21 protein-coding genes and 4 tRNA genes are annotated in these 24,253 nt (G+C 57.6%); 24 read left to right on the top strand and 1 reads right to left on the bottom strand.

Features of this window, described 5'->3' with window-relative positions; translation table 11 throughout:
• The first annotated feature begins 39 nt into the window (after nucleotides 1–39).
• The 6 genes from dnaA (at nucleotide 40) to gyrA (ending at nucleotide 9,918) form a co-directional block, all read left to right on the top strand.
• The gene (dnaA, locus tag ACMNI9_RS04180; protein ID WP_418830976.1) at nucleotides 40–1,554 is read left to right on the top strand and encodes a chromosomal replication initiator protein DnaA; all 1,515 of its coding nucleotides are present in this window, start codon (nucleotides 40–42) and stop codon (nucleotides 1,552–1,554) included.
• A 625-nt stretch (nucleotides 1,555–2,179) separates the two neighbouring features.
• The gene (dnaN, locus tag ACMNI9_RS04175; protein ID WP_114566358.1) at nucleotides 2,180–3,280 is read left to right on the top strand and encodes a DNA polymerase III subunit beta; all 1,101 of its coding nucleotides are present in this window, start codon (nucleotides 2,180–2,182) and stop codon (nucleotides 3,278–3,280) included.
• 19 nt (nucleotides 3,281–3,299) lie between these two features.
• The gene (gene recF / locus ACMNI9_RS04170) at nucleotides 3,300–4,421 is read left to right on the top strand and encodes a DNA replication/repair protein RecF (RefSeq protein WP_418830974.1); all 1,122 of its coding nucleotides are present in this window, start codon (nucleotides 3,300–3,302) and stop codon (nucleotides 4,419–4,421) included.
• Nucleotides 4,418–5,023, top strand: coding sequence for a phosphoadenosine phosphosulfate sulfotransferase (locus ACMNI9_RS04165; RefSeq protein WP_418830972.1), 606 nt, complete (start codon nucleotides 4,418–4,420; stop codon nucleotides 5,021–5,023). The genes recF and ACMNI9_RS04165 overlap by 4 nt, the downstream gene beginning before the upstream one ends.
• A 129-nt stretch (nucleotides 5,024–5,152) precedes the next feature.
• Nucleotides 5,153–7,102, top strand: coding sequence for a DNA topoisomerase (ATP-hydrolyzing) subunit B (gene gyrB, locus ACMNI9_RS04160; RefSeq protein WP_418830970.1), 1,950 nt, complete (start codon nucleotides 5,153–5,155; stop codon nucleotides 7,100–7,102).
• Nucleotides 7,103–7,326: 224 nt separating this feature from the next.
• On the top strand, nucleotides 7,327–9,918 hold the full coding sequence (gyrA, locus tag ACMNI9_RS04155; protein ID WP_418830987.1) for a DNA gyrase subunit A: 2,592 nt from the start codon (nucleotides 7,327–7,329) through the stop codon (nucleotides 9,916–9,918).
• Between the two features lie 148 nt (nucleotides 9,919–10,066).
• Here the strand turns inward: gyrA and ACMNI9_RS04150 are convergent, their stop codons facing one another.
• Nucleotides 10,067–10,576 (bottom strand): bifunctional nuclease family protein, encoded by a 510-nt coding sequence (locus ACMNI9_RS04150; RefSeq protein ID WP_114566354.1) that lies wholly within the window; start codon nucleotides 10,574–10,576, stop codon nucleotides 10,067–10,069.
• 248 nt (nucleotides 10,577–10,824) lie between these two features.
• Between ACMNI9_RS04150 and ACMNI9_RS04145 the strand changes: the two genes are divergently transcribed.
• The 18 genes from ACMNI9_RS04145 to ACMNI9_RS04060 form a co-directional block, all read left to right on the top strand.
• Nucleotides 10,825–10,901: transfer RNA gene (locus ACMNI9_RS04145), tRNA-Ile, on the top strand.
• An 84-nt stretch (nucleotides 10,902–10,985) separates the two neighbouring features.
• A tRNA-Ala gene (locus ACMNI9_RS04140) sits at nucleotides 10,986–11,061 on the top strand.
• Between the two features lie 158 nt (nucleotides 11,062–11,219).
• Complete coding sequence (locus ACMNI9_RS04135) at nucleotides 11,220–11,786, top strand: J domain-containing protein (RefSeq protein WP_114566352.1); 567 nt, start codon at nucleotides 11,220–11,222, stop codon at nucleotides 11,784–11,786.
• Between the two features lie 210 nt (nucleotides 11,787–11,996).
• Complete coding sequence (gene typA / locus ACMNI9_RS04130) at nucleotides 11,997–13,808, top strand: translational GTPase TypA (RefSeq protein WP_114566351.1); 1,812 nt, start codon at nucleotides 11,997–11,999, stop codon at nucleotides 13,806–13,808.
• Between the two features lie 224 nt (nucleotides 13,809–14,032).
• Nucleotides 14,033–15,268: a peptidylprolyl isomerase gene (locus ACMNI9_RS04125; protein WP_216529257.1), complete on the top strand. Its 1,236-nt coding sequence runs from the start codon at nucleotides 14,033–14,035 to the stop codon at nucleotides 15,266–15,268.
• A 308-nt stretch (nucleotides 15,269–15,576) separates the two neighbouring features.
• Nucleotides 15,577–15,668, top strand: a tRNA-Ser gene (locus ACMNI9_RS04120).
• A gap of 63 nt (nucleotides 15,669–15,731) precedes the next feature.
• Nucleotides 15,732–15,824: transfer RNA gene (locus ACMNI9_RS04115), tRNA-Ser, on the top strand.
• Nucleotides 15,825–15,904: 80 nt separating this feature from the next.
• Entirely contained in the window at nucleotides 15,905–16,195 is a 291-nt protein-coding gene (locus ACMNI9_RS04110) for a DUF1905 domain-containing protein (RefSeq protein WP_114566349.1), read from the top strand.
• A gap of 31 nt (nucleotides 16,196–16,226) precedes the next feature.
• Nucleotides 16,227–16,553 carry a DUF2200 domain-containing protein gene (locus tag ACMNI9_RS04105; RefSeq protein WP_231088180.1) on the top strand — a complete coding sequence of 109 codons (327 nt, stop codon included), beginning with the start codon at nucleotides 16,227–16,229 and terminating at the stop codon, nucleotides 16,551–16,553.
• Nucleotides 16,554–16,705: 152 nt separating this feature from the next.
• Entirely contained in the window at nucleotides 16,706–17,176 is a 471-nt protein-coding gene (locus ACMNI9_RS04100; protein WP_418830967.1) for a MarR family winged helix-turn-helix transcriptional regulator, read from the top strand.
• 295 nt (nucleotides 17,177–17,471) lie between these two features.
• Entirely contained in the window at nucleotides 17,472–17,981 is a 510-nt protein-coding gene (locus ACMNI9_RS04095; protein WP_216529260.1) for a hypothetical protein, read from the top strand.
• Between the two features lie 450 nt (nucleotides 17,982–18,431).
• On the top strand, nucleotides 18,432–18,725 hold the full coding sequence (rpsF, locus tag ACMNI9_RS04090; RefSeq protein WP_114566345.1) for a 30S ribosomal protein S6: 294 nt from the start codon (nucleotides 18,432–18,434) through the stop codon (nucleotides 18,723–18,725).
• Between the two features lie 60 nt (nucleotides 18,726–18,785).
• Nucleotides 18,786–19,238 carry a single-stranded DNA-binding protein gene (locus ACMNI9_RS04085; protein ID WP_114566344.1) on the top strand — a complete coding sequence of 151 codons (453 nt, stop codon included), beginning with the start codon at nucleotides 18,786–18,788 and terminating at the stop codon, nucleotides 19,236–19,238.
• A gap of 23 nt (nucleotides 19,239–19,261) precedes the next feature.
• Nucleotides 19,262–19,522 carry a 30S ribosomal protein S18 gene (rpsR, locus tag ACMNI9_RS04080; protein ID WP_114566343.1) on the top strand — a complete coding sequence of 87 codons (261 nt, stop codon included), beginning with the start codon at nucleotides 19,262–19,264 and terminating at the stop codon, nucleotides 19,520–19,522.
• Nucleotides 19,523–19,537: 15 nt separating this feature from the next.
• On the top strand, nucleotides 19,538–20,074 hold the full coding sequence (gene rplI / locus ACMNI9_RS04075) for a 50S ribosomal protein L9 (protein ID WP_114566342.1): 537 nt from the start codon (nucleotides 19,538–19,540) through the stop codon (nucleotides 20,072–20,074).
• A gap of 210 nt (nucleotides 20,075–20,284) precedes the next feature.
• Nucleotides 20,285–21,700, top strand: coding sequence for a replicative DNA helicase (dnaB, locus tag ACMNI9_RS04070; protein ID WP_114566341.1), 1,416 nt, complete (start codon nucleotides 20,285–20,287; stop codon nucleotides 21,698–21,700).
• 36 nt (nucleotides 21,701–21,736) lie between these two features.
• Nucleotides 21,737–23,023 (top strand): metallophosphoesterase family protein, encoded by a 1,287-nt coding sequence (locus ACMNI9_RS04065; RefSeq protein WP_418830965.1) that lies wholly within the window; start codon nucleotides 21,737–21,739, stop codon nucleotides 23,021–23,023.
• On the top strand, nucleotides 23,020–24,253 hold a 1,234-nt coding region (locus tag ACMNI9_RS04060), incomplete at its 3' end, for an AAA family ATPase (RefSeq protein WP_418830964.1). The genes ACMNI9_RS04065 and ACMNI9_RS04060, both read left to right, overlap by 4 nt.

Here is a 24,253-nt window from a genome sequence, read left to right as displayed (position 1 = left end):
GCTCCCCGGGCGGGGGCGAACCCACCAAGGAAGCAGCGTATGAACAGCCAAAAACTCGAAGAAACCTGGCAAGAAGTATGCGACCAGGTCAAAAGCTACAATAACATAGACCCGTCGCAGATCAGCGCCTTCTTCTCCCGCCTGCATCCCCAGGCGATGAGCGAGGGTTTTCTCATGCTGACGGCCGATAACGACTTCATCAAAACGTGGATCGAACGCCATTACGCCGGGTTCATCAAGCAAGCGCTCGAGGACCTGTTCCATGTTTCGTTCACCGTCATCATAGAAGTGGACATCACCGCCGCTGACGAGATGCCGACGCCTGCGGCGAGCAGCGCGCCGCGCCAGGAACGACCCGCTGCACCGATGCCGACGCCTGCGGCCGCAGTGGAGCCCGCACCGACGTTGCGCCCGGAAGAACCGCTCGGGGAAGACATCGCCCCTAAAATAGAGGAAAGCGCCAGCGAAGACGGCGAGAACGCGGAGACCGGACAAGACGGTCCGACGTCCACGCTCACGTTCGAGAACTTCGTCATAGGCGATTCCAACCGCATGGCGTACTCCATGGCAGTCGCCGTTGCGGAAATGCCGGGTAAAGCGCACTTAAATCCCCTGTTCATCTACGGAAAATCAGGGTTGGGGAAAACGCACCTCATGCGCGCGATCCAAAATTACATCAGCGAAAACATCCCCCAGCTGTCCACCATTTACGTGGACTCGGCCGAGTTCTTATCGGAATACACCGAAGCAAGCGCGGCGCACGACAAGCAGAAATCCAGCTACAAGAACTTCAAAACGCGCTACGAAGAAGCCGATGTACTGCTGATCGACGACGTTCAGTATCTGCAAGGAAAGAAGCAGACGCTCGACATCGTGTTCCAGATCTTCAACAAGCTGACCAGCCAGGGAAAGCAAGTCGTGCTCTCCGCAGACCGCGCTCCCAAGAACATCGACATCGACGAGCGTTACAAAAGCCGATTCAATTCGGGCGGGACGTTCGACATCCAGCCTCCCGAGATCGAGACGAAACTGGGCATCGTGAAAAGCTTCGTTCAGGAATACCGGGATGCGGAGGGATCTCAAGATTTCAATATTCCCGAAGACATTCAGATGTACATAGCGGAAAGCTCGAGCTCGAACATCCGAGAATTGAAAAGCGCCGTCACGAAGGTTATCTATCAGATGACGTTTTTCAACCAACCGAACCTGAAGCTCGACGATGCGCGCGCGCTGCTTGAGAACCATTTCTCAGGAGGCCCGTCGAAACGCCTGACCATTGCCGATATCCAAAGGGAAGTCGAAACGTTTTACAAGGTGAGCCACGCCGATCTCGTAGGGAAAAAAAGAACGCGCAACATTACCTACGCACGACAGATCGCCACGTACCTATGCCGCGAAATGGTCGATATACCGTACAGCGACATCGGAAAGAAGTTCAACCGCGACCATTCGACCGTCATGTATTCGGTCTCGAACATCGAGGCGAAAATGAAGGAGAACCGGGAGCTTCGCGAAGAGCTTGAAACGCTCCGGCAAATTATCAGGGAAATATAGCCTTGTTCGTGCGCCCGGTCGATTCGGCGGGCGCACGAACGTTCGGAGGAAAGATGACTGAAATATGACTGACAAGTTGAAGAAAACCCCCGAAACCCTCTGGAAAGATAATATAAGCAATAATTCATGTTGATGGAGGGTACTGGATCTAAACATCTAGAAAGGTATTATTTTCAGCTTCTGATCTGGTATTTTAATAGTTATCCACTTTTCCACTGCCCTTATTATTACAACTATTAAAACCTTATATATATTTAGGGAAGACCCTTTAAAACCCAAAACCCCAAGATCATGATTCTTTGCGAGCGTCACGAAGAACTTATACCCGTACGCTCGCTCAGTGCATGTTTCACGTGAAACATGCACGTTTCGGCCATGTGTGTAGGACATCCCTTTGATCGCATCTCTTCAATTCCAAACGTCCATTCTTTTTGAATGTTCACGCAACGCTGCCGTACTTCCTGCAAGCATACTTTTGATACATGAGCAGATCCGTGTTCCGAGTCCTTTTCTTCACGTGCGCTTGCCGTGCGCGGCAGAGCTTTTATCATGGTGGCAAACGTGAAAACGGATTGATTGTGCGATACTGAACCGGAACCATAGAGAGCAAGAGAAAGGGAGCGGCTTGAAATTCAGCATCAACCAAACGGAACTGCAGAATGCCCTGTCCGTCGTTTTGAAGGGTATCGCTACGCGCTCGACGCTACCTATTCTGTCGGGCATTTACCTGGATGCGCGCGGCGACACGCTCACGCTTCAGGCAACCGATCTTGAGCTTTCCATCCAGTATGCCGTGCCGGCTTTGGTAGAGGAAGAAGGCAAAGCCGTGTTCCCCGGCAAGCTGTTCTCCGAAATCGTGAAGAACCTTCCCGACGCCGCCGTGCATGTTCATGCTGAAAACGATTCAGCAGTCATCACCTGCGACACGTCGTCGTTCTCGATCAAAACGCTTGATGCCGAGGATTTCCCCGGTTTCCCGCATGTTGACGTGCAGCAGGAAATTTCTATTCCGTTCTCGCAATTTGCCTCGATGGTCAAGCGTGTGGCCCGCGTGGTGTCGAAGGATGAAAGTCGCGCGATCCTGACCGGCGTGCTCATCACGCTGGAAGGGACGCTGCTCAAGATGGTCGCCACCGATTCGTATCGTCTGGCTATCACGGAAGCTGACCTTCCCGATTCGGCGGCAGAGGATTTCCAAGCGGTTATCTCGGGTTCGTTCTTGCAGGAGATTGCGTCCATGCAGCGTACCGACGATCCGCTCAAGCTTGCGTTGGCCGAGAACCAGATCGTCGTGACCTACCACGACACCGTGTTCATCAACCGCCGCATCGAGGGAAACTTCCCCAACTACCGCCAACTGCTCCCTGATTCGTACGTCACGCGCGTGAGCATGGAAGTCGGTCATCTGGTGGCCGGCGTGAAGCGTACGTCTCTTCTGGGGCAGACGAGCTCTCCGGTTAAGTTCGATATCAACATAGCGTCTCAAACCGCCCAGCTATCGGCCGTGGCTCAGGACGTGGGTACTGCTCAGGAAACCCTTCCGTGCGAAGGCGAGGGGGAAGACGTCGAGATCGCGTTCAACTACGCGTACGTTTTGGACGGCTTGTCGTCGGTCGCGACCGATAAGGTGTACCTGGAAGTCCAGTCCGCGCTCAAGCCCGGTATCTTCAAGGCTGACGAAGGGGAGAACTACCTCTACTTGGTCATGCCAGTTCGCATTTCGTAAAGCGGGAGAAGCGTCCGCGGTGGATCTTCGCATATCTCATATCTCGTTTTGCGATTTTCGGAGCTATGAAGCGTTCGACTTGAGCGACATCGGCCCTTTGACGGTGCTCGTCGGGCCGAACGCTGCAGGCAAGACGAACGTTATCGAAGGGGTGCAGCTTCTAACGGCTCAATCGTCGTTTAGGAATCCCACGGTGCCTCAGCTGGTGCGCGCCGGTTCTTCGTTCGGTCGGTTGCAGGCGGATGTCACCGACGGAAGCCGCCAATTGACTCTGGGCGTCCAGCTGGCCGAGGGGAAAAAGAAGCATCTGTTGAACGGGAAGCCTAAGCGCACGGCAGATTTGAAGGGCCTTGTTCCTTCGGTGGCGTTCACGCCCGACGATTTGGAGTTATCGAAGGGTTCCATGTCCGTCCGCCGTGCCGCTCTCGATTCGCTGGGCTCTCAGCTTTCCGCAAATCACTACTTGATTCGACGCGACTACGAAAAAGTGCTTCGCCATAAGAATCATCTTCTCAAGGAAGATTCGTCTTCGCTGCTCATCGAGAGCATGAACGAGATGATCGTCACCTGCGGCGCGCAGCTGGCGTGCTACCGCAGCGCGTTGTTCGAGAAGCTGGCAAGCTCGATGAGTTCTTACTATTCCGAGATTACCGAAGGTCGGGAGTCCTTGACGGCGTGCTATGTGCCGTCGTGGGAAGATCACGATCCAAGCGTGTCGCGCTTGTACTCGTTCGGTCGCGACGAGGCGCGCGCCTCGCTGTCGTGCGCGCTGCAGAAGCGGCTTCCTGATGAACGTGCGCGCCGCCGCGCGCTCGTAGGGCCCCATGCGGACAAAATCGAGTTCTTCATAGATGGAAGCAACGCGGGCGTGTTCGGGAGTCAAGGGCAGCAGCGCTCGGTGGTTCTGGCATTCAAGCTTGCCGAAGCGTCGCTTATCCAGGATATTCTGGGGCAGAAGCCCGTGCTGTTGCTTGACGACGTGATGAGCGAGCTTGATTCCGCTCGACGTCGAGCGCTCGTGTCGTTTGTGGCCGGGGACATTCAGACGTTCATAACCACGACGAATTTATCGTATTTCGACGAGGATCTGCTTGCACGCGCTCGGGTGGTCCGCTTGGGGGATCGAGGCGATCGGTCGTGAAAACGCTGGGAAGCGGTTTGAAAGAATTGATGGCTTCGTTCGGCGCAGGGGACGATTCCGGAGCCCGCGCTCGTCGCGCGGCAGCGGTGAAGGTCATGTGGCGAAAAGCCGTCGAAGCCGTTTACAAAGATGCGGCGCCTATGGTTCTCGACCATATCAACGCGGTGTACGTCATGCGGGCGGATGATGTGGACGACGCGGGCGCGGCGGCGAGGGTGACGGATGGCGGCACCGTGTTGGTAGTGTATTCGGATGACAGCATGATTCGATCCGACCTTGACGCGCGGCAGGAATTTCTCAAAATGAAGCTCAACGAGCAAGGCGAGCACGTGGAGGCGTTCTGCATCAAGCCATCGCGCTTCGATATGAAATCGAGGCATCCTTTTCGGCCTGATTCCGCCGACGAGCCCGGTGTCGGAGCTTCCGGCGCGCCCGTACGTCCTGCTGCGCGCCGCTCTTTGGCGCCCGAGGAGACCGCGGCGGTGGAGGAGCTTGTTGCCACGGTGGACAACGCCGCTGTTCGTCGTGCGCTCGAAAAAGCCATGATTGCTGATTTGCAACGCAAAACATCGAAAGACGTTAAAAACGACGTTCAGTTCTAAGATCGTGTCTTACAAGGCTTCTCAAAGCCTTCAAACGTGATGTATTTTATTCGTACCACGAATACCTGTGGTAAACTTTATAGGTTGGCGCCGACGCGCCTCACTCACGCATCGCACTACAAAAGGAGCATGTCAGTGGCAAAGAAACCTGACCATTACGACGGTTCTGACATTCAGGTCCTCGAGGGCCTGGAGGCGGTCCGCAAGCGTCCGGGCATGTATATCGGCTCGACAGGTCCTCGTGGCCTTCACCATTTGGTGTACGAGGTTGTCGACAATGCCGTGGACGAAGCCTTGGCCGGTTACTGCGACCAGATCGAAGTGACGATTCACGAAGACAACTCGATCACGGTCGACGATAACGGTCGCGGTATTCCGGTGGATAAGCACCCGAAGGAGAAAATCCCTACGGTCGAGGTGGTTCTCACCATCTTGCATGCCGGCGGCAAGTTCGGCGGCGAGGGCTATAAGGTGTCCGGCGGCCTGCACGGCGTAGGCGTGTCCGTTGTGAACGCGCTTTCCAGCCGCGTGGCCGTGTGCGTGCGCCGCGACGGAAAAGCGTACGAGATCGATTTCGATCACGGCAAGACGGCTACAAAGCTTCACGAAACGGGTCCGGCTAAGCACACCGGCACTACGGTGACGTTCTGGCCCGATTCCGAGATCTTCACCGAGACCACGGCGTACGATTACGACACCCTGGCAAGCCGCTTCCGCGAAATGGCCTTCCTCAACAAGGGCTTGAAGATCGTGCTGCACGACGAGCGCGTAACCGACGCCGACGGCAACCCCCGCACGGACGTGTTCCAGTTCGCCGGCGGCATCGTCGACTTCGTGAAGTTCTTGAACGAGGGCAAGGAAACGCTGAACAAGCCCATCTACTTCGAGGCTGAAAACGCCGACGGCACGGTGGAAGTGGCAATGCAGTGGTCCACTTCGTATTCCACGAACTCGGTCATGGCGTTCGCGAACAATATCAACACGCACGAGGGCGGCACGCACCTCGACGGCTTCAAGCAGGCCGTCACGCGCACGATCAACGAGTACGCGCGCAACAAAGGCATCCTCAAGGAGAAGGATTCCAACCTGTCCGGCGACGATACGCGCGAAGGCTGCGCCGCCGTCATCTCGGTGAAGTTGCACGATCCGCAGTTCGAGGGGCAGACGAAGACGAAGCTCGGCAACACCGAGATCCGCCCGCTCGTGCAGAACGCGGTCACGCAGGGCTTGGCCGAGTACCTGGAAGAGAATCCCACCCCCGCCAAGCGCATCATCGGCAAGGCCACCCAGGCCCTCAAGGCCCGCGAAGCCGCGCGCAAAGCGCGCGAGATGACGCGTCGCAAGGGCGTGCTGGATTCGTTCGCGCTTCCCGGCAAGCTGGCCGACTGCTCGTCGAAGACCCCGGCCGAGTCCGAAATCTTCATTGTAGAGGGCGATTCCGCAGGCGGCTCTGCCAAGCAGGCCCGCGACCGCAAGACGCAGGCCATCCTGCCCTTGCGCGGTAAGATCCTCAACGTGGAGCGCGCGGGCCTGCACCGTTCGCTTTCGAGCGACACCATCAGCTCGCTGATCACGGCGATCGGCACGAATATCGGCGACGACTTCGACGCTGATCAGGCGCGCTACCACCGCATCATCATCATGACCGACGCCGACGTCGACGGCGCGCACATCCGCTGCCTGCTGCTGACGTTCTTCTATCGCTATATGCCGGAGCTGATCAACCGCGGCTACATCTACATCGCGCAGCCTCCCATCTTCGGCCTCAAGAAGAAGAACTCGCGCAACCCGAAGATCGAGCGCTACATCTACGATGAGTCCGCCCTGTCCGCAACGCTGGCCGAGTACGACGACCCGAACAAGTTCGACGTGCAGCGCTACAAAGGTTTGGGCGAAATGGATCCCGAACAGCTGTGGGAGACCACCATGGAGCCGGCCACGCGCACGTTGCTGCAGGTGAACATCGACGACGCCGCCGAAGCCGAGCGCGTTGTGTCCGAGCTGATGGGCGATTTGGTTGAGCCTCGCAAGGAGTTTATCCAGAAGCACGCCCGTGACGTCCGATTCCTGGACATCTAAGGAGAAGGCAAGTGGCAGACAATACTGAAGAATTCGACCCCATCGACAGCTCCGGCGAACGTGACGACAAGCTGAACGAGTTGATCGCCCGCGCCGAGGCCGACGCCGATGCCGAGGAGAGCGCCGACGAGGAAACGGAAGCCGCGGAGGCGCATGCAACGCCCGTCGCAGGTGCCGGCGTGTCCGAGGAAGACAAAGCTCGCGCGCTGATCGACACGTCGTCCATGGGCAACCCCCACGGATCCATCGTCGAGGGCGCCAACGGCGGCGAGGGTACCATCGTTCGCAGCGCCTACCTGGGTAAAGAGATGCAGACCTCGTTCTTGGAGTACTCCATGAGCGTTATCGTGTCGCGCGCCCTGCCCGACGTGCGCGACGGCTTGAAGCCGGTTCACCGCCGCATCCTGTACGCCATGAACGAAAGCGGCTACACGCCCAGCCGCCCGCACATGAAGTCGGCCCGTACGGTCGGCGACGTTATCGGCAAGTACCACCCGCACGGTGACTCCGCGGTGTACGACACCATGGTGCGCCTGGCTCAGCCGTTCTCGCTGCGCGTCCCGCTGATCGACGGGCACGGCAACTTCGGCTCCATCGACGGCGACTCCGCCGCCGCCATGCGTTACACCGAGGCCCGCTTGGACAAGGCCGCCATGGAGCTCTTGCGCGACCTGGACAAAGAGACGGTTGACTTCCAGCCGAACTACGACGAAAGCTTGGAAGAGCCCACGGTGCTTCCGGCTCGCTTTCCGAACCTGCTGGTCAACGGCTCGTCGGGTATCGCCGTCGGCATGGCCACCAACATCCCGCCGCACAACCTGGGCGAGACGATCGACGCGACGTGCCTTATGCTGGACAACCCGGAGATCGAAACCGCCGAGCTGATGAAGGCGCTTCCCGGCCCGGACTTCCCCACCGGCGGCATCATCATGGGCAAGAAGGGCATCCTGGATGCCTATGAAACGGGCCGCGGCTCGCTGACCGTGCGCGCCAAGTGCTCGGTGCAGGAGGGCAAGAACGGCCGCAGCTCCATCGTGGTGTCCGAGATTCCCTACCAGGTGAACCGCCAGCGTTTGCTGGAGAAGCTGGGCGAGCTGGTTCGCGAGAAGAAGCTTCCCGAGATCAGCAACATCCACGACGGCGCCGATCGTCACGGCATCGACATCATCATCGATCTGAAGAAGGACGCCATCCCGCAGGTGGTACTCAACAAGCTGTACAAGCACACCCAGCTGCAGGTGGGCTTCGGCGTGATCATGCTGTCGTTGGTGGACGGCGTGCCGCGCGTTCTCTCTCTCAAGGAGATGCTACACTACTACATCGCCCACCAGGAAGACGTCATCGTGCGCCGTACGCGCTACGAGCTGTCGAAAGCCGAGGAACGCGCTCATATCCTGGAAGGCTTGATTGTCGCGCTCGATAACATCGACGAGGTTATCAGCATCATCCGTTCGTCCCAAACCGACAAAGAGGCCGGCGAGCGCTTGACCGAGCGCTTCGGGTTGTCGAAGAAGCAGACCGATGCCATCTTGGAGATGCGCCTGCGTCGTCTGACCGGCTTGGAGCGCGAGAAGATCGAAAGCGAGTTGAACGAACTGCTTGAGCGCATCGCGTACTACAAGCGCGTTCTGAGCGATCCGGCTCTCGTGCGTGAGATCATCAAGGAGGAGCTGCTGGAGGTCAAGAAGAAGTACGGTACCCCCCGCAAGACCCTCCTGTCCGACGCGGCGAAGGATCTGGACGTCGAGGACCTGATCGCCGAGGAGAACATGGTGGTCACGGTTACGAAGTCCGGTTACGTGAAGCGCCTTCCGGTTGCCACGTACCGCCAGCAGAAGCGCGGCGGCAAGGGCATGCAGGGCGTGAACCTCAAGGACAACGATTACGTGGAGCACCTGTTCATCGCCTCCACGCACTCGTACATGCTGTTCTTCTCCACGAAGGGTAAGGTGTACCGCCTGAAGGTCTACGAGCTGCCCGAGGCGTCGCGTCACGCGCGCGGCACGGCTATCGTGAACCTGCTGCCGCTTGAGCGCGGCGAGACGATCAGCGCCGTCATCGCCACGAAGGACTTCCCGGAAAACGAGTACCTGATGTTCGCCACGGCCCACGGCATGGTGAAGAAGACGTCGATGGAACTGTACGACCGTACGCGCCGCGACGGGCTTATCGCCATCAACCTCAAGGACAACGACGAGTTGATCAGCGTGCGCCGCGTTGCGCAAGGCGAGCGCGTGCTCATGGTCTCCTCGGCCGGCAAGGCCATCATGTGGGACGAGGGCGAGGTGCGCGCCATGGGTCGCGACACCATGGGCGTGCGCGGCATGAACGTGCCGCCTATCGCGAAGGTGCTGGGCATGGAGATCGCGCAGCCCGACACCGACCTGTTCGTCATCACCGAGAAGGGCTACGGCAAGCGCACGCCTATCGCCGAGTACCCTGAGCATCACCGCGGCGGCCAGGGCGTGTTCACCATTACGATGACCGAAAAGAAGGGTCTGCTCGCGGCTATGAAGATAGTCGGATCGGACGACGAGATCATGATCATGTCCGAAGAGGGCGTGGTCGTGCGCACCCCGGTTTCGGGTATTTCCGAGCTGGGCCGCTCCACGCAGGGCGTGTGCGTCATGAAGGTGGCCGACAAGGACCGCGTGACCGCAGTGGCGATTTCGAGCCGCGGCAAGAAGAAGTCCACGAAGCCGGGTTCCGCCGACGAGCTGGACGAGTCGCAGATCGATGACATGGAAGACGAGTCGACTGACGCGCAGGCGCCTGACGCGGCGACTGCCCCCGAGGAAGCACCTGCTGAGGACTAGCACGGACGCGCTTCCCGCTGAGAAAACGAGCCGTTCAACGGCTTGAACATTGAAGAAGGGGTCGAACCGGAAACAGGTTCGACCCCTTCTTTCACACTTGTTGGCTTATCGTCCCGGACGCCGTCGGTTGTTCGAGCGTGCCCTTGCGCTAAGCCTCGAAGTCCTCGGGAGCAATCCCTTCAAGGAACTGGCGGAACTCCTCAAGCTCGTGTTCGGGCACGCCGCCCGACGGGTTCTTGAGCACGTAGGGAAACGATGCGCGTTCCAGCACGTCCTCCTCGATGTAGATAGGAGCCTTCTGGCGCACCGCCAGGGCCAGCGCGTCGCTCGGGCGGGCATCAAGGTCTATCAGCCGGTCATGTTGGCGCAGGGCGAGCCGCGCGAAGAACGTCGAGCCCTTCACGTCGTTGATGACCACGTGATCGACGCAGGCGTCAAGGTTCGTCAGCGCGTCCAAGAACAGATCGTGCGTCATAGGGCGCGAGAAACGCGCCCTCTCAAGCGCGACGCCCATCTGGGTTGCTTCGTTCACGCCGACCCAGATAGGGACGATGCGGTACTTGCCTTGCTGGGGGGCTTCCTCGATCGGTTGCAAAACGATGATCGAGGGTGTGGGAGCGGCGGAAACTATCAGGGTTTGGACGTTGACGGGTACCATCGATGCTCCTTTTCGCAAGGTTCGCCTCGGCATCGAAGCACGGGATGGCTTTCGATGCGATTCTTTCTTCGATTATAACGGTACCGCTTTCATCGGATTGCAGGACCTGCCTCGTTTCGCGCTCGAACAGCGTCCGAAAAGCCTATATTACACCTTTGAACAGGCATGATAAAAAATTTTCAATTTTAAGAAAATCGATGCTTGACCAATCGTTCAAAAGTGGGTTATACTAGCCAGGCACTTTTTTGGGGCCCGTAGCTCAGTTGGTTAGAGCGCACGCCTGATAAGCGTGAGGTCGCTGGTTCAAATCCATTCGGGCCCACCATTTTTTGCGATAAACGCTCCACCGTGAGCCGAGTTAGCCGGTGGAGCGTTTATTAATGTTCGGAACCTTATAGGTTCAAAACATGGGGCATTAGCTCAGCTGGGAGAGCGCGGGCTTTGCAAGCCTGAGGTCAAGGGTTCGATCCCCTTATGCTCCACCATGTATTCAACGGCCGCAAGGCCGTTTTTTCATTCGTCCATTCTGTGAGAGCGCCGCCGCGCTCCCTGAAAAAGCCTCGAGCGTGGTAAAATCTTCTTTCGTACGACCATCGCCAAGCCTTCGTGGAAGGCTGCATTCGAAAACCGCACATGGGGAGCTATGAACCGAACGGAAGCACTGCGCATCTTGGGTCTTGACGAGGACGCGACGCCTGAGGACATCAAGACCGCCTACAAGGAAACGGCGCAGATTCTGCACCCTGATCGGTTCGCCAGCAACAAAAAGCTTCAAGAGCGGGCCACCGAGCAATTCAAGAACCTCCAAGAATCATACGAGTACCTGACCAAGGGCAAAGGGTCGCGCACGTCAGCGCGCCGAGGCGCGCAAGACGGGTCGGATCGCGTTTACGCGACGGGAAGCCAGGAGGAAGCGCGCATGGCGGGAATCGCTGCCGCGCGCATTCAGCTGGTCAAGCAGCGCGACGTGGTTCTTGACGAACGCCGTAACGGTATGGCTATGGCAGCCGTGGGCGGCATCGTGGCGTTCATAACGGGCAGGCGTCCGTTCGGCCTATTCGGCATCGTTGCCGCTATTTCAGGCGCTGCGGCGGTGTGGGGCATCGTGCAGGTGGTTTCCTCGCAGCGAACGCTCAATACGCTGAACGAGCATATCGACGAATTGAACAAGGAAGAACGCCGCCTCGCCGAGGAGTTGGACGACGTGTAGCCGCCGTTTCGCCGCCGATCGTTCCTTCCTGTTGCATCGATTGTCCGGTAGCGCCTGCATTGTCGCCCGAAACGTACGGAATTCAGGCGGAAAACGTACGTTTCGGGCGACAATCGTCCTCTACGGGAGTGGTATCCGCCGCAGGCCCTATCGCAAGGATCATCGCCGCGCCGATCTAGGAGTGGCTTGAATAGAAAGAAGAAGAAAGGCATGAAACAAGAGAATATCCGCAACGTAGCCATTATCGCGCACGTCGACCACGGCAAGACGACCATTGTCGACCGTCTTCTGTACACGTCCGGCGTGTTTCGCGAGAACCAGCAGGTTGAAGAGCGCGTGCTCGATAGCAACGACCAGGAGCGTGAGCGCGGCATCACCATCCTGTCCAAGAACATCTCCGTCACCTACGACGGCGTGAAGATCAACGTCATCGACACGCCGGGCCACGCCGACTTCGGCGGCGAGGTGGAGCGCGTTCTGAACATGGCCGACGGTGCCCTGTTGATCGTCGACGCGTTCGAAGGCCCCATGCCTCAGACGCGGTTCGTTTTGAAGCGCGCTCTTGAGCTGGGGTTGCGCATTGTTTTGGTGGTTAACAAGATCGACCGCCCCGGTTCGCGCCCCGAGGAAGTGGTTGACGAGGTATTCGACCTGATGGTTGAGCTCGAGGCTTCCGACGAGCAGCTGGACTTCCCCGTCATCTACGCCAGCGCCATGAACGGTTACGCGCGCTTCGCCCCGACCGACGACAACATGAACATGCTTCCTTTGCTGGAGACCATCATCAAAGAGGTCCCCTCCCCCGACTGCGAGCCGAACGGCCCTGTGGCGCTGCAGATCTGCACGGTGGACCACTCCAGCTTCGTCGGGCGCATCGGCGTCGGTCGCTTATTCTCCGGCACCATCCACAAAGGCGAACCCGTGCTGGTCATCAAGAACGACGGCACGCGCTACAACACCAACATCAAGCAGGTGTTCACGTTCGAGGAGCTGGGCAAGAAGGAAAAGCCCGAGGTGCACGCGGGCGATATCGTGGCCGTGGTGGGCGTGGACGACGCCGACATCGGCGATATGGTCACCAGCCGCGACAACCCCATTCGCCTTGACCCCATCCAGGTTGAAGAGCCCACCATCGCTATCGTGTTCGAAGCGTCTTCCAGCCCCCTTGTGGGCCGCGAAGGCGACATCGTGGGCGCTCGCCAGTTGAAAGAGCGCCTGATGCGCGAGGCGGAGAGCAATATCTCCATGCGCATCCAAGAGCTTGAGGATAAGTCCGGCGTCGAGGTTGCCGGTCGAGGCGTGCTGCACCTTTCGGTTCTCATGGAGACCATGCGCCGCGAAGGGTTCGAGTTCCAAGTGGGCCGTCCGCGCGTCCTCATCAAGAAGGACGAGCAGGGACGCAAGCTTGAGCCGATCGAGGAAGCAACCGTCGACGTGCCGAGCGAGTACGCCGGCAAGGCGATCGAGGTGTTCGGCAGTGCCGGCGGCGAAATGGCCGACATGTTCCAGCGCGGCGATCAGACGCACCTCGTGTTCAAGATTCCCTCGCGCGGCACCATGGGCCTGCGCACGCGTCTTTTGAACGTCACGCGCGGTGAAGCCACCATGTTCCACCACTTCAGCGAGTACGGGCCGTATCGCGGCGAGTTCGGCGGCCGCAAGAACGGTTCGCTGATCAGCATGTCCACCGAGAAGAGCGTTGCGTATGCGCTCGACGCCCTGCAGGAGCGCGGCAAGCTGTTCGTCGGTCCGGGCGAGGATTGCTACGAGGGCATGATCGTTGGCCAGTCCGCGAAAGAGGGCGACATGGTGGTCAACATTGCGAAGTCGAAGCAGCTGGGCAACCAGCGTTCGTCGGGCGCCGACAAGGCCATCCAGCTGACTCCCCCGCAAACCTTCACGCTTGAGGAAGCGCTCGAGTACATCGAAGGCGACGAGCTGGTGGAAATCACTCCGAAGAGCATTCGCCTGCGCAAGCGCATTCTTTCCGCTACCGAGCGTAAGAAGGCCAATAAGAAGTAGGCTTTTTCAGTCAAGGCAGTTCCGAGCGCCGTCTCATGCGAGGCGGCGCTTTTCGTATCAGGGTTTTTCCTGAACCTGGCGTGGGGACTGTGAATCGAACATGGGCTTCTTGTGCAAGGTGAGACCCTATTTCGTGCGTATGCGAAAATACGGCCCAGTATCTTTACATGCAGGTTATTTGCAGATGAACTGCGAAGACCACGCGTGTTCGAGGGAAGGGTCTTATGAAAAAGCTGCATCTTGTAAAGACCGTGTGTGCTGTTGGCATCTCCGCTGCGTGCGTTTGGGGGCTGGCAGGCTGCACGGGAGGCAACGGATCCTCGGGTGGTTCCGGCACCGACAGCGTGGCAGCCACGGTGAACGGCGTCGAGATTTCCGAAGGCGATGTGACTAAGTACATCGAAAACCTGAGAACCCAGTACGGCATGACCGATGAGGATTCTTGGGGCAAGTATCTTGTCCAGCTCGATAAGAATCCTGCAGAATTCCGAGAGCAGGTCATCGATGCGTTCGTAACGCGCGAGGTTATCAGGGCTCACGCGGCTGATCGCGGCGTCACGGTTGATGATGCGGAAGTGAACGGCTACGTCGACCAGATGAAGAGCAACTACGAAAACGATGAGAAGTGGCAGGCCGCGCTCGAACAGTCCGGCATGACCGAAGACGATTATCGCGCAGAGGTCAAGCTGCAGCTCACAGACAAGTACCTGAAGGAATCGTTCACCGTCGACGAGGATCCCAGCGAAGCGGACCAGCTTCAGTATGCGCAGATGTATGCAACTGCCTACGACGGCGCCCGTCGCTCTTCCCATATCCTGTTCGATAGCGGTGCCGAGGCAACCGCCCAGGAAGTGTTGGACAAGATCAACTCCGGCGCGCTTGATTTCGCTGAAGCTGCTAAGGAGTACTCGCACGATACCGCTTCCGCCGAAAAGGGCGGCGACATCGGTTGGGATAAGACATCCAAGCTGGTGACCGAGTATCAAGATGCGCTCAACAACCTGCAGAAAGACCAGGTAAGCGGGCTGGTGACCAGCACGTACGGCATCCATATCATCAAGTGCACCGATGTGTACCAGGCTCCCAAGACCAAGGCTGAAGACGGCACCGAAAAGGTGGAGATCACCAGCGTCGATCAGATTCCTTCCGACTGGCTGGATACGATCAAGCAGTCTTTGAAGTCTCAGGCTCAGTCCGAGGCGTACCAGAAGTGGGTCGATGAGCAGCGCGAGGCGTCTGACGTGAAGATCAACGACATGCCTGCTGACGTTCCCTACAACGTGGACGTGACGAAGTACAAGACGGATGAATCTGCTGCTCAGTCGGGTAATTCCACCGATCAGGGCGCGCAAGCAGGTAGCGCCGATAACTCTTCCAACAACTCCGGAAACGCTGACAATGCTTCTTCCGAAGGCGAGCAGAAGAGCGAAGGCTCCGGCCAGCCTGCAGAAGCTTCGTAATAGGTGTTTCCCATAAATTGAGAGCAAGCCGACCGCGCGCAGCGGCCGGCTTGCTGCTTTTCAGGGCTTGCTTCCGATGGGCGTGTGCGGCGGTACGCCGCGGTGATGCGCCGTGGTTTTCGGGCAAGGCGGCGTGCTTGCCGAGCGAAGGTTGTTTCGCGCCGGGCGCATGGGTTTGGATTGATGGGGGCTGTGGTTGGGAAGCTCGTGAAGGTGAAATTTATTGCTTGTGGGGACGTAAGGGCTGTTGTATACTACATACTCGCTGCACGACCTGGTTTCGATTCAGGTGTGCAATTCCATGAAGCGGAGAGATGACCGAGCTGGCCGAAGGTGCACGATTGGAAATCGTGTGTGCTCCAAAAGAGTACCTAGGGTTCGAATCCCTATCTCTCCGCCAGATTAATTCCGCGCCCTTTAAGGGCGCGTTTGCAGTACGGGGCATAGCCTCGACACCCCAAGCGGAGGGGTGGCAGAGTGGTTGAATGCGGCGGTCTCGAAAACCGTTTCACCGGCAACCCCGGTGACGAGGGTTCGAATCCCTCCTCCTCCGCCAGTTTTCAAACAAGCGCCTTCGGGCGCTTTTTGTTTTATCATGCTCCTTATTCATTCGGATACTCGAAGCGAGGGACCATTATGAATCCTGCGGTATACGAATACGATGCGGTTATTCGTTCATCGGAAATTGGAAAAGGCGGCGCGTACGTTCCGTTTCCTTACGACGTTCGCCAAGAGTTCGGAAAAGGCCGCGTCAAAGCCCGTGTCACGTTCGACGGGATTCCCTACGACGGGAGCATCGTCAACATGGGAGTGAAAAACGAAGACGGCTCTGTTTGCTATATAGTGGGTATATTGAAAGGCATACGAAGCGAACTTGGCAAAGGTATCGGCGACACGGTCCATGTAACCGTGCAGGAGCGTGAATGACATGAGCAAAGATCCCTTAAAGGTGTTTTCCATGCCGTTTTCCCGCGTCTACCCGCTCTACCTTCAAAAAGTGGAGCGAAAGGGACGCTCAAAAACCGAGCTTGACGAGGCAATTCGTTGGCTGACGGGATACGGTCAGGAAGAGTTGCAGGAAAAGACGAGCGACGACACCGACCTTGTCGCGTTTTTCGAGCAGGCGCCGCAAATCAATCCTTGCGCCGACAAGGTAACCGGCGTCGTGTGCGGCGTGCGCGTTGAAGCCATAGAGGATCCGCTCATGAGGAACATCCGTCGCTTGGATAAGCTGGTTGACGAGCTGGCAAAGGGGAAACCCTTGGAGAAGGTGCTCAGGAGCTGATAACTCCTTATTCGTGAATAATATAAATACTGCTTATAATCAGCCAAAACTATTAATCACGATGAATTTATGAATAATATAATAGGTGAAAAAACAAGCGGTATAGTAGCTTCTGTCATACAGAGATCAATAAGATGCAAGAAGGAATACCTATGAATCAAGCTACTATGACGTTGAACCAACTGAAGAAAGCCAGCAAGCTTACGCGCCTGGGATTTCACAAGAACGGCCCTAAAAGCTATAAGCGCGGCCAGGGCGCATTGTTGAACGCCTTGATCGAAAACGACGGTGCAACCCAGCGCGATCTGGTAGGCGTGATGGGTATGAGCCGCAGCGAGCTCAAGGATATCGTGAAGAAGGCGGTTCGCAACGGATACGCGACCATCGAGGACGCGGACGGCGAGCGCACCTACGCGGTAAAGTTGACCAACGAAGGCCGCGCTGTTGCTCAGAAGCGCGTTGTCGCGCAGGATAAAACAGCTGATGAAATCCTGTCTTGTCTGAACGAGGAAGAGGTCGCTCAGCTGAACGCGATAACCGAGAAGCTTATTCTGTCCATGAAGGACAAGGGCATCAATGGGAAAAAGAAGGGCCGCAAAGCCCATCGTTGCAGCTGTCACTAAGCTGCGCTGTTCAAAATAAAGGAGCCCTGCATTGCTTCGGCGGTGCAGGGTTTTTTATGCGTTTCATTCCCAGCTTCCATTATGCATGCGCTTCGACGCGGACATAGCCTTCGTTTCACGTGAAACAAAAGAGCCCGCGCGTAAGCCTGAGAATTCTGAAGATACAACGCATACCATCGGCAGTCATACGCGTTAAGGTTGGCAAGCTCTACACTGAATGCAGCGAAAAAACGGTATTGCCGTTATGAGACACGCTTGCGAAAAGGTACGAGCGTTTCATTGAAAGGACGAGGTTATGGCTGATCGCATGGTCGAGAGCGCTGACGTAGAGGTTCCCGAGATTCCTGAAACCCTGGAGAAGGTTCTGCTGTTCTCGCTTGAGGAAGCTAAAGAGAAACTGGCTCAAGGATCCGAGGTAATTCCTTTCACGGCCTTGGTGGTGAAGGAAAACCTGTTCCTGGAGAATCATCCCGGCGAGTCTGCTGAGGAGTGCTTCAACTTTGCGCGTCACACCGTCGAGCATGCCCGCGGCGCGGCGGCGTACGCTCTGTGCTACGACGGCTACATCGAAGTGGACGACGGCGTGAAGGACGCTTTGATCGCCGAAGGCGGCATTCCCGGCGAAGACACCGGATACGCCGTGGGGTACCTGTACGAGACTTCCGAAGACGGAGAGGTGAAATTCGAGGAGGAGCCGGCTTATATTGGCGAAGCTCCCAACTTCATGATCGCGCTTCAGGATGCCGATTCCTACGCCGATGAAGATATCGAAGAGAAATACCTCGAGGAAGACGTTGCCGAGTAAGGCGTTTTCCCCTGAACATATTGTTCGCATTGATTGCCGTGGCCTGCAGAGGGTCGCGGCTTTTTTACGCCTCTGACCTCCTGTGCTAGGATCGACGTAGATTCTTGCTAGATCCGTGCAAGGTTCGAGCGAGCGCTGCGTTAGATTCAAAGCAGAGCGGGGTCATGTAGAAGCTAGATCCGTGCAAGATTCGGATGGATCGAAGATGGCTGCGCGCTGGACGCACGTCATGCATTGGCTAGATCGCCTTGGTATCATGTCCTTAACGTGTTCGACAATGATATTTGGGCAAACGCGACGGTTGTGAAGTGTGGCGAAACGGTGTAATGGCAGAATACTGCGAGTTGTGACGGAAAACTCGTTCCTCCTTTGCTAAACTAGCAAGGCTAATTCCTGCCCCGGTTAACGCCTTCACAGCCCGGGGCCGTACAGTCCAAAGGAGGTGAGCTGATGAAGGCTTATGAATTGCTGTTTTTTGTCGCTCCGTCTATCGACGAAGAAATCCGCGCCGCTGTTATGAAGCGTATCGAGACCACGATCGCCGATGCTAATGGTACGGTTGACAACGTCGACAACTGGGGCAAGCGTAAACTCGCTTACGAGATCAACGGTCTGACCGATGGTGACTACACTCTCATCGACTTCCACGCCGATCCCGCTGACGTTGCCGAACTCGATCGTGTTCTGCGCATCACCGATGCTGTAGTCCGTCACATGATCGTCAAGCGCACCGATCGCGATTAAGGATACGACGCAGGGTCCCGGTTCGAAACCCGGTACCCGTCATGAGAAGAGGAAGACACCATGAGCATTAACCGAGTGATCATCAGCGGAAACCTGACGCGCGATCCCGAGCTTCGCTCCACTGCGAGCGGGCTTCCGGTTCTGGGCTTCGGCGTGGCGGTCAACGACCGTCGCAAGAACCAGCAGACCGGCGAATGGGAGGATTACCCGAACTTCATCGACTGCACGATGTTCGGCGCTCGCGCCGACAGCCTGTCGCGATTCCTGAGCAAGGGCACGAAGGTGTCCATCGAAGGCAAGCTCCGTTGGAGCCAGTGGGAGCGCGACGGACAAAAGCGCAGCAAGATCGAAGTGATCGTTGACGAGCTGGAATTCATGTCCAGCCGAAACAGCGATTCGTCATACGGCGGCGGCATGGGCGGCGGGTACTCCGCGCCGGCAGCTGCTCCCGCAATGGCCGCTCCGGTGGTTGATGCCTCTTCTTCGGTTTATGACGAAGACATCCCGTTTTAAGCGATACGAAAGAGGTTATTGAAATGTCCGATTACGCGAAGCAGCCGCGTCGCAAGTTCTGCCAGTTCTGCAAGGAGGACTCGCAGTTCATCGACTACAAAGATACTCAGATGCTGCGTAAGTTCGTTACCGACCGCGGGAAGATCAAGCCGCGCCGCGTGACGGGTGCCTGCACCCAGCACCAGCGTGACATCGCGAACGCCGTGAAGCGCGCTCGCGAGATGGCTTTGATGCCCTACGCGGTTCCCGCCATCAGCGGTCGCGGCGACCGTCGCAGCCGCTAGGCGCTAGGAGGAACCATGAAAGTCATCCTGCTCCAAGAATTGAAGGGCAAGGGCGGTGAGGGCGACGTCGTCGACGTGGCTCCCGGTTTTGCCAACAACTACCTGTTGCCGAACAAGCTGGCCATCCTGGCCACGAAGGGCAACCTCAAGCAGCTCGAGCAGCGCAAGCACAACATTGCCAAGCGCGAGGAAAATCGCATTGCCGATGCTAACGCTGTGAAAGCCAAGCTCGAAGGCTCCGTCGTCAAGGTTGAGGCCAAGGTTGGCGAAGAGGGTCAGCTGTTCGGTTCCGTTACCGCTCAGATGATCGCCGACGCCATCAAGGCTGCGACCGACGTTGATGTTGACAAGCGCCGCATCGCGCTTGGTCATGCCATCAAGACGGCTGGCGACCACGAGGTTCAGATCTCCCTGTACCGCGAAATCAAGACCACCGTGAAGCTGTTCGTCGGCGACGCGGCTGCCGTCGAAGAGACCGTGGTTGAGGAAGTGGCTGAAGAAGTCGCTCCCGCCGAGGAGGTTGTCGAGGAAGCTGCCGAGTCCGCTGAATAGCGATCGCAGCCTGCTTGAAAAATAGTTTTCCACTGCAAGACGCTGTGGAAACTTGAGGAAAACCCCTTTGCCCCTGATAGCGGGCAAAGGGGTTTCTTTTGCTGCGGTGGATAACGAAACTAGGTGTGTTTGGCTCATAGAAATTACTGATGACCAGGTAGAATGCTTGGGGTATCATAGGGAGCCGATACCTTTGAAAGGATAGATTTCATGTCAGGTCCCATTGCGCCCTACAGCCCGGATTTTGCTCCTGAGGACGAACGCGTCGAAGATCGCCGTCGCCTTGAACCTCAGAATATCGAAGCGGAAAAGTCCGTGTTGGCTGCGTGTATCCTGACTCAGGAAGCTATCGAGGAAGTCGCTGCGAAACTTGTTCCCGCGAACTTTTACCGCGCTTCCCACCAACGTATCTTCGAATCGATGCTCGATTTGTACGCCCGGCATATTCCCATTGACCATATCTCGTTGGCTGACAACTTGAAGGGCTTGGGGCAACTTGAAGCCGTTGGCGGAAAACCGTATCTGATCGAGCTTGCGGACAATACGTTCGCACTTACCAACTGGCAGAACCATGTCGAAATCGTTAAGCGTACGTCTATTTTGCGCGACTTGATCCGTGCATCGGCGTCTATCACGGCCCTTGCCTACGATGCCCCCGACGACTTGGGCGTTGTAGTAGAAGAAGCCGAGAAAACGCTGTTCAACGTTACCGAACAGCGCGTTTCGTCGGCGTTCACCGGCATCGATACCTTGCTGGTCGATGCGTTCGAGGAGATCCAGGAGATCGCCGCTCAAGACGGCGGTATCGCCGGCGTTGCATCGGGGTTCAAGGACGTTGACGACCTGTTCCATGGTTTCCGCGGCGGAGACTTGGTCATTCTTGCCGCCCGACCCGGTGTGGGCAAGACGTCGTTCGCGTTGAACCTTGCAACGAATGCCGCCAAACTGGGCGCTACGGTTGCGTTCCTGTCCCTGGAAATGAGCGGTTCCCAGTTGGTCCAGCGTATCCTGTGCGCCGAGGCCCGCGTGGGTCTTGCGAACGTGCGCTCGGGCAAGTTGCAGGATTCCGACTGGAGTGCCATCGTTGAAGCTTCGAGCAAGCTTTCCAATCTGAAAATGTACATCGACGACACGCCGGCGCTTTCCATCCTCGAGCTGCGCGCGAAAGCGCGCCGAGAGTTGCGCAACGCCGAAAAAGGGTTGATCATCGTCGACTACCTGCAGCTCATGCAGCCGCCCAAAGCGCGCGCCGACGGCAACCGCGCCGTCGAGGTTGGCGAGATCTCTCGAGGCTTGAAGGTGCTCGCAAAAGAAATGGACATGCCCGTTATTGCGCTGTCGCAGTTGTCCCGTGCGGTCGAAATGCGCGGCAAGAAGCGTCCGATGCTTTCCGACCTGCGAGAATCGGGCTCGATCGAGCAGGACGCCGACATCGTTGCCTTCATCGACCGAAGCATGGACGAAATCGAGGCTGAAAGCGAAGATCGTCCCGACCTGGGCACCGCCCAGTTGATTGTGGCGAAGCACCGTAACGGTCCTACGCGCGACATCCCCCTGGCTTTCAACGCCGAGTTTACGCGCTTCATGGATTTCATCGACGATTCGCGCGCGGGCGGCTATATGTAATTCCCTTGTCGCAGGCATTCGAGGTACACTGCTTGCATGGCCGAACGTCTGACATTCATCCACGCCGCCGATCTTCATCTTGGCGCTCCTTTTCGCGGTTTACGCGCGCTTTCCGATGCGTGGGCAGCGCGCCTGCTCACGGCTTTGTCCGAAGCATACGACCGCGTGATAGAGGCCGCTCTTGCCCGCGAGGTCGACTTCGTGGTGATGGCGGGCGATATTTTCGATAACGCCCGTCCTTCGTACGGCGACTACCTGCACTTTTTTGCTGGCTTGCGCAGGCTTGAGGAAGCGGGCATACCTGTTTACCTGATCACGGGAAACCATGATCCGTATACCTCGTGGCAGCACGACAGCTTCTCGCTTCCCTCGAATGCGGTCATGCTACCGGGCGATCGTCCGGGATTCGCCCTGTACGAGCGCGATGGCCGCCCGCTTTGCATCGTGGGGGGTCGCGGGTACTACAACCAAACATGGCCGGCTGACGAGTGCATTGCCGAGGGAGTGACGCGCCGCGCTGCTGAAGAGGCACTTGTTCAAAGATACCCTGAAGTTGCCAGTGCTCCGTTCGCGGTAGGGGTTTTGCACACGGGCCTCAATCTCGATCATTTGAAAGCGCCCGTCGTGCCATCCATTCTCATGAACGCCGGGATGGATTACTGGGCGTTAGGACATATCCACCTTCGGTACGCTTACCCGTCTTTCGAAGATCCTCGCTTGGTGTTTTCCGGTTGCATTCAGGGCCGTGACATCAACGAGACGGGCGAACGCGGAATCTACCACGTTACGCTTACGGAGGGCGCGCGGAACACGATAGAGCCTATTCCCACGGCAAGCGTCGTATGGCAGCGCATGCGGGTGGACGTTTCCGATTGCGCGAACCTTCCGGCGGTCACCGACAAGATCATGCGCGAGCTGTTCCGCGAAAACGGAAAAGCCCACTGCGAGGAAATGGTTTCGCGCATCACATTGGTGGGGTCGACGCATCTTCATGCTATGCTCGAGCGCGATGATATACGCGCTGACCTGCGAAAGCACCTGAACGATTCGTATCCGGCGTTTTTCTGCGACGCCCTGCTTGATGCAACGGTGGAGCCGCGCGACAAAGATGCGTTGCGTCGGGAAGGGCTGTTCCCCGCGGTGTTTCTTCAGGTCGCCGATGCCCAACGCTCGAATCCCGACGATGAGATAGCGTATCTTCAAGAGGAATTCCTTGCGAAGGGCATGCAGCTGCCCAGTGCTTGCACGCGGCTTGTGGACGAGTTGTCCGCAGAAGCCGAAAACCTTGTGCTCGATCTTCTCTCGCAAGGGGAGGACCGATGACCAGGCCTTATCTTGAGCGCGTGAAAATAGCGTCCTTCGGCGCGTTTTCCAATATGGCGGTAGGGCCGTTAACGCCGGGTCTTAACGTGATATTTGGCCGAAACGAATCAGGCAAAACAACCTTGGCTTCGTTCGTCGGCGGCGTTCTGTTCGGGTGGGAGGACGCGCGTGGTATGCGCAACACGTACAAGCCTGCGAACGCCGAACGCGCCGGGTCCTTGTTCTTCCAGGCTGGCGGAAACGAAATCGAACTCTCGCGTGGTCGTAATGCCGACGGGCTTCAAGGCGATGCTGCATTGGTGTCCGACATCGACAAAGAAACGTTCCAAACCATGTTCTCGCTTACGAGCGACGAGCTTCGCACGCTTAGGAACACATCGGACGTCACGGCGAAACTGTTAACGGCAGGGTCGGGAACCGGAGCCTCCCCCGCTCACGCGCGCTCATTGATCCAGAATCGCCTGGCTGAATACACTTCGCGCGCTGCCGGTATCGAACATTCTCTGGTCAACCTAGGCGTCCAGCAGGACGAACTGCGTGAAAAGCTGTCTTACGCCGCTGAAACGGTCGAACGGTTCAAGCGTCAGGACAAGGAGTTCCACGACCTTGCGCCGCAACGGGACCAGCTGCTTGCGCGTTTGGACTCGCTTAACTCCGATATAGAGGCGTTGACGGTTTGCCGCGCCAGCGTGGAAAAGATCGACCAAGAGATGGACGACCTGGAGGACAAGATCGCCTCTTTAAGGGCTGAAGAAGAAACGCTGCGACTGGAGCATCGTCTGCGCGATCGAGGGGATTCGGCCGCGCTTGTTCGCTTGACTACAACGGAAGACCGTGCGTTGCGGGATAAGATCGAGTCTTTGGCGGTCGACGAGGCGAAGTTCGAGCATGCCGTTGATCTTGCCCAGGATAACTTTTCCACTTCGAAGGCTGCGTACGAGGTACTGCTCGAGTCCGAGGACGCAACGTCTGTGCAAGGGGTGATGCGCCGCCAACGCGCAACGCAGATCGTGCTGTCCATCGCCTTGCCTCTCCTGTTCATGCTTTCCGGCGTGCCGCTTTTCATCCACGGCCGAGAGATAACCAGCCTTTCGTTCACCGTTGGCGGCATCGGCCTGATCGTTTTCGCCATCATGTTGGCTCTGGCTGCGATGGTGATGCTGTTTCGGCCTGATAAGAAGGCCGACGCAAAGGAAGAGCGTCTTCAAGATGCGCAGTGGGTTATGTTGC

The sequence above is a fragment of the Paraeggerthella sp. genome, assembly GCF_048427265.1.
In the GTDB taxonomy this organism is placed as follows: Bacteria; Actinomycetota; Coriobacteriia; order Coriobacteriales; family Eggerthellaceae; genus Paraeggerthella; species Paraeggerthella hominis.
Note: the sequence above shows the minus strand (reverse complement) of the source record. Positions and strands in the feature narration are given on the sequence as shown.

Excerpts from the sequence above, each read along its gene's own strand:
- dnaA (WP_418830976.1), top strand. The coding sequence starts at position 40 with ATGAACAGCCAAAAACTCGAAGAAACCTGGCAAGAAGTATGCGACCAG.
- gyrB (WP_418830970.1), top strand. The coding sequence starts at position 5,153 with ATGTCAGTGGCAAAGAAACCTGACCATTACGACGGTTCTGACATTCAG.
- gyrA (WP_418830987.1), top strand. The coding sequence starts at position 7,327 with ATGGGCAACCCCCACGGATCCATCGTCGAGGGCGCCAACGGCGGCGAG.
- ACMNI9_RS04150 (WP_114566354.1), bottom strand. The coding sequence starts at position 10,576 with ATGGTACCCGTCAACGTCCAAACCCTGATAGTTTCCGCCGCTCCCACA.
- ACMNI9_RS04135 (WP_114566352.1), top strand. The coding sequence starts at position 11,220 with ATGAACCGAACGGAAGCACTGCGCATCTTGGGTCTTGACGAGGACGCG.
- typA (WP_114566351.1), top strand. The coding sequence starts at position 11,997 with ATGAAACAAGAGAATATCCGCAACGTAGCCATTATCGCGCACGTCGAC.
- ACMNI9_RS04125 (WP_216529257.1), top strand. The coding sequence starts at position 14,033 with ATGAAAAAGCTGCATCTTGTAAAGACCGTGTGTGCTGTTGGCATCTCC.
- ACMNI9_RS04110 (WP_114566349.1), top strand. The coding sequence starts at position 15,905 with ATGAATCCTGCGGTATACGAATACGATGCGGTTATTCGTTCATCGGAA.
- ACMNI9_RS04105 (WP_231088180.1), top strand. The coding sequence starts at position 16,227 with ATGCCGTTTTCCCGCGTCTACCCGCTCTACCTTCAAAAAGTGGAGCGA.
- ACMNI9_RS04100 (WP_418830967.1), top strand. The coding sequence starts at position 16,706 with ATGAATCAAGCTACTATGACGTTGAACCAACTGAAGAAAGCCAGCAAG.
- ACMNI9_RS04095 (WP_216529260.1), top strand. The coding sequence starts at position 17,472 with ATGGCTGATCGCATGGTCGAGAGCGCTGACGTAGAGGTTCCCGAGATT.
- rpsF (WP_114566345.1), top strand. The coding sequence starts at position 18,432 with ATGAAGGCTTATGAATTGCTGTTTTTTGTCGCTCCGTCTATCGACGAA.
- ACMNI9_RS04085 (WP_114566344.1), top strand. The coding sequence starts at position 18,786 with ATGAGCATTAACCGAGTGATCATCAGCGGAAACCTGACGCGCGATCCC.
- rpsR (WP_114566343.1), top strand. The coding sequence starts at position 19,262 with ATGTCCGATTACGCGAAGCAGCCGCGTCGCAAGTTCTGCCAGTTCTGC.
- rplI (WP_114566342.1), top strand. The coding sequence starts at position 19,538 with ATGAAAGTCATCCTGCTCCAAGAATTGAAGGGCAAGGGCGGTGAGGGC.
- dnaB (WP_114566341.1), top strand. The coding sequence starts at position 20,285 with ATGTCAGGTCCCATTGCGCCCTACAGCCCGGATTTTGCTCCTGAGGAC.
- ACMNI9_RS04065 (WP_418830965.1), top strand. The coding sequence starts at position 21,737 with ATGGCCGAACGTCTGACATTCATCCACGCCGCCGATCTTCATCTTGGC.